The sequence below is a fragment of the Catenovulum sp. 2E275 genome, from assembly GCF_025515275.1.
Taxonomy (GTDB): domain Bacteria; phylum Pseudomonadota; class Gammaproteobacteria; order Enterobacterales; family Alteromonadaceae; genus Catenovulum.
This window is the reverse complement of the sequence record NZ_JAOPFU010000001.1, coordinates 58,740-71,718: the sequence shown is the minus strand read 5'-3', so window position 1 is coordinate 71,718 and position 12,979 is coordinate 58,740. Positions and strand designations below refer to the sequence as shown.

Annotated in this window: 7 protein-coding genes; 2 read left to right on the top strand and 5 right to left on the bottom strand. The window is 38.5% G+C overall.

Features of this window, described 5'->3' with window-relative positions; translation table 11 throughout:
- Positions 1 to 17 precede the first annotated feature (17 nt).
- From N7931_RS00235 to N7931_RS00225, 3 genes are all read right to left on the bottom strand, one after another.
- Complete coding sequence (locus N7931_RS00235; protein ID WP_262791231.1) at positions 18 to 1,367, bottom strand: tryptophan 7-halogenase; 1,350 nt, start codon at positions 1,365 to 1,367, stop codon at positions 18 to 20.
- A complete protein-coding gene (locus N7931_RS00230) occupies positions 1,364 to 2,884 on the bottom strand; it encodes a tryptophan halogenase family protein (RefSeq protein WP_262791230.1) in 1,521 nt (506 codons plus the stop codon). The genes N7931_RS00235 and N7931_RS00230 overlap by 4 nt, the downstream gene beginning before the upstream one ends.
- A 152-nt stretch (positions 2,885 to 3,036) precedes the next feature.
- Positions 3,037 to 6,459: a TonB-dependent receptor gene (locus tag N7931_RS00225; RefSeq protein ID WP_262791229.1), complete on the bottom strand. Its 3,423-nt coding sequence runs from the start codon at positions 6,457 to 6,459 to the stop codon at positions 3,037 to 3,039.
- A gap of 396 nt (positions 6,460 to 6,855) precedes the next feature.
- On the opposite strand from N7931_RS00225, the gene N7931_RS00220 reads away from it, so the two are divergent.
- Positions 6,856 to 7,719, top strand: coding sequence for a transporter substrate-binding domain-containing protein (locus N7931_RS00220; RefSeq protein WP_262791228.1), 864 nt, complete (start codon positions 6,856 to 6,858; stop codon positions 7,717 to 7,719).
- A 125-nt stretch (positions 7,720 to 7,844) separates the two neighbouring features.
- On the top strand, positions 7,845 to 9,443 hold the full coding sequence (locus tag N7931_RS00215; RefSeq protein ID WP_262791227.1) for an MFS transporter: 1,599 nt from the start codon (positions 7,845 to 7,847) through the stop codon (positions 9,441 to 9,443).
- Positions 9,444 to 9,462: 19 nt separating this feature from the next.
- Here N7931_RS00215 and N7931_RS00210 read toward each other — a convergent pair whose 3' ends face one another.
- Both N7931_RS00210 and N7931_RS00205 read right to left on the bottom strand, forming a co-directional pair.
- On the bottom strand, positions 9,463 to 11,538 hold the full coding sequence (locus N7931_RS00210) for a TonB-dependent receptor (protein ID WP_262791226.1): 2,076 nt from the start codon (positions 11,536 to 11,538) through the stop codon (positions 9,463 to 9,465).
- A gap of 71 nt (positions 11,539 to 11,609) precedes the next feature.
- Positions 11,610 to 12,938, bottom strand: a complete 1,329-nt coding sequence (locus N7931_RS00205) for a glycoside-pentoside-hexuronide (GPH):cation symporter (protein WP_262791225.1) — start codon at positions 12,936 to 12,938, stop codon at positions 11,610 to 11,612.
- Positions 12,939 to 12,979: the final 41 nt, after the last annotated feature.

The following is a 12,979-nucleotide window of genomic DNA, read 5'->3' as shown; positions in this document are numbered from 1 at the left end:
AATGCCTCGAAAACTTGTTATTTGTATTGGCTTGTTCTTTGTAAAACCAGGCTGATTTGCTCTAGATGCTTTAAGATTTGCGCTGTGCTTAACTGGCTGACAAACGGGCTGTCAGCTTTAGGATAACAGCCTAAATTCATCAGTAATCCGGCTGACCAGTCAGGATGTATTAAATCTGGGTCAAGTTGCTTAATCCGGCCACTGGCTAAAAATAATGCAATGGTATCGTTACTTGTACCATTTAGCGCATCGGTTAACAGCTGCTGATATCGAATGAGTGAGTCCAGTTTTGTCTGATATTGCTCAATAAAAGCTTGTTCAAATAACTCAGGCGTGTTCGACAGTGAAATACAATCCAACAAACTCGTGGTAAAAATGGATAAAACATCAATTGATGAGATTGCCCAGCTATTGGCCGTTAACCAGTCATGTCCTAATACTATATGATTTTGGCTAAACGCAGCGGGCGTGTCTTTAACTGCCGCGATAAGGTTAATGCTCTTATCAAGGATAGCGTTATTTGCAGGGCACTGACTGTACAGTTGCACTAATTTCTTAATATCAGCTTGGGGTAATTCAACGGGGTTAGATAAATTTAATTGATAATTTATTTGTTTGGCCTCTGTCTGTGATTTTACCGCGAGCAGCCAGCCGTGTTCGGTTAATTGAATTTGCTTACTGAATTTGAGCCGCTTGGTATCAGGGGGTTGGCATTGCCAGCAAATCGTTTGGATTGCTTGGCTAGCTGCATCTCTCTTTGGCGTGCGGCAATCTATACGTAAATCGCAAGCAGCTTCGGTATTGGTTAAATTGCTCGGCTGGATGCGTTTAGTGTTTGTTAATTTTGTCGACAAAAAATTAATAAAACTATCAACTTCAATAATATAGCCTTGTTCATAGGTAGATAAAATTGATTGAGGATTTAGATTTGGCGCAATATATTGACCTTGTTTTGCTAACTGAGTACCTAGTGCATAATCCGAAAATTCGTTTATCTGTGTATTTTGCCCAGCTACTTGGCTATATAGGTGGGCAAATGACGCCGGCCCCAAAGGTGCGCCCGTCTGGCAAAATCCAAACCAGCGGGCGTGAGCGAAATCGGTTAACGGATTAACAACTTGGTTTGGCGCTTGAGTTAGGATTTGATTTGCTAATAAGGGCTGGCACATGACTTGCCGACTAAACTCAGCTTCATCGATTTTAGCCCGTTTTAAAAACTGTTTAAATAAGGGCAAAACTGACTGAATGGGCGGATAGGCAGCCGTTGTTTTGTCGCCCATTATTTGGATTGTAAACTGTGGATAAGGCGCCAGAGTGGCCGCTATCATCCAACTGGCCAGATTATTTCCGATTAGATTAATGATCATCTGTTCAGTACTCCGGTTTGTTTTAACCAGTCCTGATGAAGTGGCATCTTGTCAACGGTTTGCATCTGTTTGCTCAAGTAGGTTTGTACCCAGTCTAATGCCTGTTGATTACTGAGCTTGTCTGCTTTGGGATCGTGAGCTTTTGGGGTTATACCCTGGCCAAACAATACAGATTGCCAACTGGGTTTAAAAAACAAACCTTGTTGTTTTTGCGTCAAGTAGCCACTTGTTTTAAATAAGTCGATTTTTGTTTGGAGTGATGAGGGCAAAGCCATAGTGCGGCACGCCTGCCAGAAATCTTCATGTCTTTGATTTAGCGCATAATGTAAAATGATAAAGTCTCTGACATTGATATATTCAGTTTTTACAAGACTGTTAAACTCATCCCGGGCGGCTTCGTATTGCGTATCTGCCGGTAACAGCTCCAGTAATTTAAAAATACTTAATTGAATTAAGTGAATGCTGGTCGACTCAAGTGGTTCTAAAAATCCGCTGGCTAAGCCAATGGCGATACAGTTTTTTTGCCAGGATTGATCGCGCATACCGGGCGTAAAGCGAATCGGGCCATTGATTGCATTTGGCTCTGTTAAATTTAGCTGATGGGTTAATTTAGCTAGTGCAGCGTCATCTGATAAATAGTCACGGCTATACACTATGCCGTTTCCGGTTCTGTTTTGCAGCGGAATTTGCCAAAACCAACCACTGCCGTGTGCAGTTGACAGGGTATAAGGTGGCAGTGGGCTGAGTTGCTCACTTTGCATGGCAATTGCACTGTCGCATTTTAACCAGTGTGACCAGTTTTGGTAGTTCACTTTTAAATGCTGCCCAATTAACAGTGCTTTAAAACCCGAACAGTCGATAAATAAATCACCTTCAACCTTGGCCTGATTATCTAAAATCAAAGCTTGAATATGACCGTCTGGCAGACGGGTTTGAATAGTTTCTAGCTGGCCTTCGATTCGAATAACACCCAATTTTTCGGCATATCGTCTTAAAAACTGTGCATAGGCTGTCGCATCTAAATGATAGGCATATGAGAAATTATTTAATAGCTGAACGGGCAGTGTGTCTGGCTGACAAAATTTATTTTGCCTGCTGGCGGCAATCGCCGTTGAAAATGCATCTAAAGGCAGGGTTAAACCAGCTTGGCGCGCTTTTTGGTAAAGGGATTGAAATTCTATGTTTTCAAATGATTTACCAAAGTCGGCAAACGGATGAAAATAATCAGAGTCAGCGCTACCCCAGCCACAAAACTGAATACCAAGTTTATAAGTTGCCTGCGTTGCTTTAATAAACTCTGCTTCATTGATTCCTAACATCGCATTAAAGGTACGGATATGCGGAATGGTAGCTTCACCGACCCCAACCGTGCCTATTTTGTCTGATTCAATTAGAGTAATTTTAATGTTATCTGGTTTTAATGCTCTGGATAAAGCTGCGGCTGTCATCCAACCGGCAGTTCCGCCGCCTAAAATAACAATACTTTTTATTCGTTTAGGCTGTGAAACTGTTCGCATATTACTCCCTGTTAAGTAGTTTATATTATTATGAAAAATTCAATGAAAAAGCAGGCTAAATGAATTTAGCCTGCAATGTATGATTTTTGATAGCTACAGAAAAATAAACCAAGTCTAAAAGTTAATTTTTCTGTTTACAATTAGGCTTTTAATTAAAAGCTTGCGCGCATAATTAATTGATATCTTCTATCTTTGGTGAACCAAGAACGACCTAGTTTTAAATTGCTATCAACTTGCTGATAAGTTCTTGTTGGTTCAGCTGTTAAGTTAACTGCTTGCATACCTACTTTGATATTATCTGTTAATTGATAAAATAAAGAAGCATCTAATTGTCCTTCATCCCCGTTATAAATCGGCAAAGTTGTAATCACATCTTTTGATGTTAATAAGAACTGTGAACGCCATTTATATGCAACCCTAGCTGTCCAGCCATTTTTTTCATACATACCAATTAGGTTAGCAGTATGTTCAGACTGACCACGTAGTGGTAACTTACCTTTAAATATATCAATAGCTTCACCGGCTTCACCTGTGTTAGCAACATCGGTATTATCTAGGTTGGAGTTAGGCACACCTTCTGCTTTAATATATGAGTAATTCGCCTGAATCCCTAAACCATCAAATGGCGATGGTAAGAAACTATAAAATTGGTTATAGCTTAATTCCACCCCTTTCATTACCCCATCACCACCGTTAGTTGGACCATCTATACGCGCAGTTTGAGTAATACCATTAACAGGATTGGTAAACTCTGCATTATATGCACCTTTAATAAAGAAGTTACTTAAATCTTTATAAAAGAAAGATGAGACAACAGAACCATCATCTGAAAAGTACCACTCTAATGATAAATCAAGCTGGTTTGATTCCATTGGTTTTAAGAAAGGATTACCTGCGCTACCGCCCCAGCCTTGAAACTTGACTGTACTTGGATCGATTCGACGTTGTTGTTCTAAATCTTCCCCATTTTCATCAACCGGGTAGCCGGTCTCTGAGCCTTCCGGTGCATCTGGGTGTGGATTATCAACACTATAGACCGGGTCTAAGTATGAGGCATCCAATGAAAACGCAAGTGGTCCTAAGCTGGTATAGTTTCTTAAATCACCAATATCCGGTAGTGCAATCGCTTTTGAAATGGCTAAACGAGCTAATAAATCATCTGTCAGTTCAACTTTCATATTAAAACTGGGTAAAACTCTACGTGTTTTATTTTTCGCAAAGTTTTGAGTATAAGCTCCATTAGAAAAGTCTTTAATTTCTTGTGGTAAATAATGGTAGGCTTCGCCTAAGAATTTCGCATTATCCGAGAATAAATCATAGTCGTTAACATCGTAGTTATATGGATCCCATCCTTCAGGAGCAGGTTCGCCTGCATTCATCGTTGGGAATACTGTATAGCCAGATGTTTTACTCTCTAATTCAACAACACGTACACCAAAGTTACCAGAAACTCGGTGTTCAGCTACATCGGTATCAAAGTCGATTCTGACATAGGCTGCAGTATTAATTTCAGAGGTTTTACTTACTTCATTATCTTTGTAGTAACCATCTAAGTTAGGGTATTGGCAAGGATCACCTTCAGCGTACTCAATAGACTCTTCAGTTCTATCATCAGCCATTCTAAAGTCGGTACAGTTGCTGATTAACGGAGCGAGTCTTTCTCCAAGGTTATGAATATCTTTTAAAAGACTGTCAGATGGGTGGATCATCAGGTTATCATTACTAATAGAGATAGTATCTCCGCGGTAAAAATCACTCCAGTCGATTACTTGATATTCATTCGCAAGTCCTGCATATTCGGCTAAATAGCCATCTAACCAGCCTCGACCAGCAAGAAAGTTTTCTTTTTGACTCCACTCTGCATAACGCGGATCAGATGCTCCAATTGTTTGCCAAATAGGCTGTAAAGCACCCCAATCATATTGGGTACGGCGTATGGTTTGATCTCGTTTTGCGTAACGTACACCAAATTTAACTGATGAAAAAATGGAATCATCAATATAATATTTAGCGTCTAAACGCACTGCATCAGACTGGCCTCTATTCTTTTGGAAAAAGTCCATTGCAGCATGCATTGCGTATGAACTGGTTTGAGTGAAATAATCATCACCAGTATAATCTGTACCATATTGGTCTTGTAATGTGGCAATTTGATCTTCAGTCAGATAGCTCCATGGATTAATCATATTTAAGACAGGATGATCATCAGGGCCATTCAGGTTATATTCTTGAATCGCTCGGCTTTGATAAATAATTTGCATATCCAAGCCTTCAGAGGTCGCTTCAATGTGCTGAATATCTGCTTCTAATTCCCAATTATCATTGACCATCCATTTGACATTAAATGATAAATCATCTACTACGTTGGTCGACTCATTATAACGTCCATCAGCGGAAACACCGTACCCAAAGCGGTTAAATTCCTGAATGTTTGGTACACGATCGCCATCACCACGCCAACCTTCACGTCTTTCAGATAAGCTACCGCTTTGGAAAATACCGTTTTCGTCAAGATCCCATTGGGTACCTTCTTCAGGTGCAGCAAAGCCCTCGTTATAGCCTGCATCATGTTTTATCGCGTTTTCTTTCCAAGAAGAATCAGCTTTAGAACGCATAAATTGCATGGTTGCTTGGATGTTGTCATCTAAGCTTTTCCACTGTACAGCAGCACCAAAACCCGTTCTGATATTGTTATCGTTTTTCATGGTGACGCTAGAACCACCAGGAATTAAGAAACCTTTGTCGCCCACTTCAACACCGTCAGGCATATCAGCGAAACTACCATCATAGGTATAGAGTGCAGAATCGGCAGGGACAAAACCATTATCGATTAGTTTCTGAGCATCATAAAACTCGTAACGTTTAGTTTGAATACCGTGCGATTCGGTTGTAATTTCTGAACGTGATGCATTGACTAAAACCCCCCAGTGACCTGATTGAGTTTCCCAGCGGTCGCTGTATAAACCAGCAATTGTAGGTGTCCATTCTTTAGCCATATCACCATAATTACCTTCTAAGGTGAAAGCGACTTGTCGGCCTTGGCTGTCAAATGGTTTACGGGTTCGCAAACTAATCGTACCAGCGATACCACCTTCAATCATATCTGCGGTTTGGTTTTTATAAACATCAACCCCTGCCATCATAGTGGATGAAACATCCTGAAAACTTAAACCTCGTCCTGAAGTTGCTGAGAATGAATCTCGGCCATTAAATTCACTGCGGGTTTGACTCATCCCACGGACAACTGCACCGGAGCCTTGAGCAGAAAAGTGATCTGGATCATTTGGGGTTGCGAATTGGTCAATAGATACACCCGGTACACGGGCAAGTGATTCCAATACGCTTGAATCTGGTAATGCGCCTATATCAGTGGCGGTAATCGAATCAACAAAAGTATCGGCATCTCTTTTAATTGCTTGTGCTGACATTACGCTGCCTCGAATACCTTTTACTTCAATAGTTTCTGTTTCTTCCTGAGTTTGATCTGCTGCATAAAGCGGTTGAACGAGTCCCAATACAGCAAGGCTTATTAAGCTTTTACGAAAACTTAAAGTGTTATTTTTTTTACGTGCCATGTTTCACCTGTAGTTCAATAAAAATAAATTTTAATTTTAAGTTAAACAAATACTTTTTATTTGTTATAAGGTAGTTTATTTGACTATTAGTTGCTGGTCAACAGGACTATAAATAAAAATTTACTTTTTTTTAAAGAAATTTATTAAATTGATTTGTTTTTAACTTAATTGTTGAAAATTATGAGTTGAAAATTGAACCTGTTTTTACTTAATAAAAATGAAAAACATTAACTTTTAGTTTAATTGTAAAGGTTAATTTGACTATTATTGTGTGGTGTCTTATCTTAATTGGTTTAATTACGAGTTAAAGCAATTAACAAATTGTTATGGCCTATTGTTGCTAAGTCTTAACAACAGTTTTGTTAGGGTGCTTTATTACAGCAGGAAAATAATTAAATGAAAAAGCTGGGATCTTTATATCTATTTTGCATTTTTTTAATACCACAATTTGCAAATGCTAATCAGCCCTTAACTGTGCAAGGGCTGTCAACGGAAACCAAGTTACCTAACCGTATATTAAAAGCTCTGATAGAGCGTGAAGGTGGTTACGATTTGGTTTTTCCAGATGACGTCAATGGGGTTGAATCATCCGAAGTTAAATTGCATACCGAAATTTTATCCGGCGAGCGAGATTTAATGTGGACTTTAACCAGTAAGCAGCATGAGGATAAGTTTCAACCGATTTATATTCCGCTCTATCGTGGTTTGATTGGAATGCGAATTGCGATTGTTAAATCTGAAAATATTGATGTATTTAATCAGGTAAAAACGTTACAGGATTTAACAAGCTTTAAAGCCGGGCAGGGATTAATGTGGGCGGATACTAAAATTCTTGAAGCTAATGGTTTGACCGTGGTTAAAGAACTGAAGTATTTGAATCTATTTCCGATGTTGGAAGGTGAAAGATTTGATTATTTTCCTCGCGGTTTGCCTGAGCCTTGGAGCGAAATAGAACGTGAGTCCAAATATAACTTGGCTGTGGAGCCTAATATTTTGATTCGTTACAAAGCGCCATTTTATTTTTTTGTGCGTAAAGGCAATGAGCAGTTAAGGCAATATATAGAAGCTGGTCTTGAAAAAATGATCGCAGACGGAACTTATGAGGCGATGTTTTTTAATGATCCTCAGGTTAAACAAGCGCTGAGCCAAGCTAATGTAAAAAATAGAGTGGTGATTGATTTACAAAACCCTAATTTAACGGCACAAACTCCGGTAAACCGTCAAGTTTTCTGGTTTGATCCTGTGAATGAAGAATATTAATAACTTGCTGTAACGCAATAAGTTTTTTTATTATCTGTTTGTTATTAAGCTGGTGATTGACTTAAATTGGCAGCTTGCTAGACTGCTTTTGTTATGTTCAGCATATTCTACAAATTAGGCTCATTATGTCGTCCGTTAAGTCGCTTTCGTTTCATCATCCGCTTGCATTTTGGTTGGGTTGTCTGGCAATTAGTTTTGGTGTGCTGTCGCATATCCCTATGTTTATTCATGCTTCGCACATGGGATACAAAATGGTTGGTATGCCAATGGATACCGCTATGTTGGTTGGCATGTTTGTGATTCCTGTCGGTTTATTATTATCTGCTTATGGTTTAATGCCTAGGCTCAGTCAATTAAAAGCCAGTGACGATAGTCATTTGTATTTTCATATTGCTGATAATGTGTCGCTTAATAAACAGCATTGGACTTTAGTGCTGGCTTTATTTGTTGCCGTTGCAGTAGATGTAATGAAACCCGCCACATTAGGGTTTGTGATGCCGGGAATGATGGACGAGTACCAAATTAATTCGCAAACTGTCGGCATATTAGCTTTAGTGGCGTTAACCGGTACAGCAATTGGCTCTGTATTTTGGGGCATGTTATCGGATATTTTTGGCCGACGAGCCGCCATTTTATTATCTGCACTTATGTTTATTGGCACTGCAATTTGTGGCGCTATGCCATCGTTTGAATGGAATTTGGCGATGTGTTTTTTAATGGGCATGTCAGCCGGTGGCTTATTACCTATTACTTTTGCTTTAATGGCCGAGTGTGTTCCATCTAAACACAGAGGATGGCTATTAGTCGCTTTAGGTGGATTGGGGACAGCCGCTGGATATTTAATGGCTGCCGGTAGTGCCGCATGGCTTGAGCCTTTATTTAGCTGGCGCATTTTGTGGCTGTTGGGTCTACCAACTGGTTTATTGGTGATTTTTTTAAATCGTTATATTCCTGAATCACCCAGATTTTTGGCCAATAAAGGGCTAATCACTCAAGCAAAACAAACCATTAGATTATTTTGTCAGGGTAGAGAGCAAGTATCTGATAATGTGGTGGTTGAAAAAGAACCCGTTCAAAATGCCAGTTTTAGACAATTATTAAGCGGACCATATAAACAAATCTCGATCGGTTTAATGATGGCAGGTATTGCTTGGGGATTGGTTAATTTTGGCTTTCTATTATGGCTGCCAACTAATTTACATATTTTAGGTTTAGCGACGCAGGCTAACTCTTTGCTTACCCAGTCCGCATTTTTAGCTGTGCCGGGCGTGCTTATTGTTACTTGGCTGTATCATAGCTGGAGTAGCATTAAAGCATTAACCTTATTTATTGGTTTAACTGCTTTATCTTTATTTGGCTTTGGTGTTTTAGCTTGGCTATCGCTTTTATCTGCCAGTATGGTGATTTTTATAACCGCGACTTTATTAATTTGCTCAAGCGGGGTGATTGCAATGTTGATCCCTTATGCTGCTGAAATATATCCGGTACATTTACGTGGCACTGGAGCCGGAGTTGTAGCGGCGAGCTCTAAAATTGGCGGTATTGTAGGATCTGCTTTGGGGGTTATTGGGTTGTTAGACTATTTAGCTTTTTCAGCTTTTTTAATTGTGTTACCTCTTTTATTTTCATTTTTTCTCTTGGTTAAAAATGGTATTGAAACCAAAGGGTTAAGTTTAGAAGAGGTCGAAGAAAAAATATTAGAGCTAAATAGCTCTAATATTTAATAATTTATTGTACCTATCTTTATAAAGTGTAAGAGAGCTGTATATACACTCTACTAGGATAGCCCACAAAATATCTATATTGTTCAAAAGCAAAGTCTGCACGTTCTGCGTATTGTGTATTAAATATATTTAACCATTGTATATTTAAGTCTACATTTTGGCTGAGCTGTTGTTGCCATCTCATATTGACTAATTGGTGTCCTGAGTATTCAGCTGTATTCTCAGGATTTAAAAAATACTTAGACATATACTGATATTCCAACTGAATGAGACTTTTAACTCCATATTGCCAGTTTATACGCGTAGAGCCGATTAGATTTGGCGCTGTATCAATATAATTGTGGGTAAGTTTGATGTCGCTACTGGTTAAATCTGGATCATTAGTATAAATATGTTTTGCGTAAGAAAGGTTTAATTCAGTAGAAAGTGTATTAGATACATTATGATTTAAATCTAATTCTATGCCTTGATGCTGCATAGCAGCATCATCTACGTAGTTCCTTAAACTATCTTGAAAAATAACATCAGATTTATCTATTTGATAAATAGAAAGCTTTAACTTATTTGTATTTGTGTTTAATTGATATCCAAGTTCAACTGAATGTGCATTTTCACTGTTTATGCTGGTTTTAATTTGCCCATTTTGCAGGCGATAGAGTTCACTTGTATGGGGTGCTCTAAAAGCCTTATCTAGTTTTAAGTAAGTGGATGAATTATTGTTGATAAGGTATGAGATTTGCGTACTCCAAGAAAGATTATTAAATCTATCTTGTCTATCTTCAGGGCGAGTATAACGACAGCCTGAAAAAGCACATTCACTTCCATCATCCTTAGTATTTCCCGCTAGCATTTTATTATTATAACGATAATTATTTGAATCTAATCTTACATTGATTGATGCGGTTACTTTCTCGGTTGTTTTATGCTCAATTCCCGCATACAAAGCAATATTCCTTGCGCTTATTGTATAGTCATAGTGCTTTCCTGATGGAAGAATTGCATTTAAAAAGTCTGATCCTGAGTTTGTTTCTGATACTTGATATTGTTGTAAAAAGCCTTCTGTAAAATCAATGTCAAGGCCTGAAGTTAATATACTATTATTGAGCTGATACTGAAAAATGGCTTGAGTTCCAATACTGTAATGACCATTCTTTTCTGTCGGTTCTCCCGGTAAATAATGCATTAAAAATTGCATTTCGTTCCAACGAATATAAGGGGTAATTGCCCATGTAGTATCATATTTCTCTAAACTGAATCGTGAGTGGGCATTTACTGATGTAGCATGGCGATAAGCGTGAGGAATCGAATTTTCTCGCGTTAAGTTGCTATCTTTATAGCTGTTCTTACCTGACTGTAAGTAACCTGCGGTTTGCTGTGATAAATTAGTTATGGATATTTGATTACGAATATCAACTTGGTTAAAGCTATTTAAGGTCTTGAGCAGCAATTTTTGTTGATCATAACCTGAACTATGCTGATATCCGCCATCATGGCCAAAACTTAATCCTAAAAATGTTGGAACTGAACTCGTATTTGAATACTGGGTATTTAATTTAAGGTAACCGTCAGGTCCTAATGTCAGAGCTGATTTTATTAGTTCCTCGTTTGGTGTTGGCGAGAGGACATTAATAACTCCATGAATTGCACTTGAACCATATTGGGCTGAGTGAGAACCTTTTATAACATCAATTTGTTCTGAAAATTCGGTAGTAGTATCAAATAATTCATTTACATTACAAAAGCCAGGCGCTCTTAGTTCAATCCCGTCTTGCATTAATAAAAATTCATTGCATGCACCAGCACCCGTAAAAACTGGTGAACGCAGAGCTAAGAGAGATTCTTGACCATTACCTCTACTTAGCCAACTGCCACTTACTTGCCCTAATATTTGATTAAGATGCTGGGAGTTAGCTAATGCAATCTGCTCTTTATTTAAATTAATATTATTACTGAGTGTTTTTGTCGTTATTAGACTACGGTTCGCTGTGATTTGAATGATTTCTTGCGGAGCTGCCTGAACAGTTAAGACAGGTAAAACACCCAACGCGATAATTTTTAATCTTAGAAGAAGTTGCTTGAGGCTAAGTATCATCATTAATTAGTTAAAGGCCATAAATAAAAATGCCCTATTATAATAGGGCATTCTCTTGGCTATTTAAATCATACTTAGTGTAATTGCTTTTGGATATTATATAATTTGCCTTCGGTTAGATTATATTTTGTCATTACAATATAAGCAGCGGCTAATAAAACAGCCGGAATAGCTGCAAAGCCTAACATAATGCCACTCAATGCTTCTGCTGTTTGAGCTTGATTAGGCACATAGTTGTAAATACTTAATAACCAGCCTGCCATTGCCCCACCAATTGCAAAACCTAATTTTATTGCTAATAAATGCCCAGAGAAGGTCATCGCCATAATTTTTTTACCGGTTTTTAACTCACCATAATCTACAGTATCTGCAATCATAGAAAACATCAGCGGCGTGACTATCATGTGAACAAAGTTAGCGATAAAAAAGGTGACAAAAATCAGCGCAACTTGACTAGCCGGCAAAATAAATAGAGCGGCATGAGAAATTACACCGACAATTAAGCCAAATTGAAATAATGGTTTTTTACCAAATTTTTGTGATAAAAAGTGGGTGGCTAAAGCCCCTAAAACAGACGCTATCATACCCAGCGTTAAAAAGTTACTGGTTAATGATTCATCGCCAACATAATATTTAACATAGTGCGGTGCAATCGCAGAGCGCAGACCAATTAAAGTGAGTACAAACACGGTAATTACGACCATTAGCACCCATTGATCGTTTTTAAATAAGCTGCCAAAATCTTTTACAATACTGGACTTTTCGCTAACTTTAACTTCTTCTCGCTCTTTAGTTAATAAAAAGCATATTAGGAAACAAATCACAGCGAGCGTAGCTAAAACGGCCATTGCATATTGATAACCAGCTTGTTTACCATAATCTGCAAAAGCATCTACCAATTGAGGCAGAGCCCACACCACAATCACACCACCACTCATTGCCATAGCAAAACGGAATGATTGTAGTGAAGCCCGCTCTTTAGGATCGTTTGTCATTACACCGCCTAAAGCAGAGTAAGGAATATTAATCGCGGTATAGCAAGTCATTAATAGTGCGTAAGTGACATACGCATAAATGAGTTTACTGTCTTGGGCGATATCAGGTGTAGTAAACGCCACTACCGCTAATACACCGTAAGGGATTGACATTAATAATAAATAAGGACGATAAGTACCAAATCGGGTGCGTGTTCTGTCAGCAATACCACCCATAACCGGATCGGTAATACCGTCAAATAAACGGACAACCAGCATTAATGTACCGGCCGCAGCAGCACTGATCCCAAACACATCAGTGTAAAAAATCAGCATAAAATTGGCGAGTATTTGAAATACTATATTACTTGCCGTATCACCCAAGCCATAGCCGAGTTTTTCTTTAATCGAAAGGCGCTGTTGCGACATCTAAATTTACCTTTATTCATCATTCATCTTTTAATGGTCAT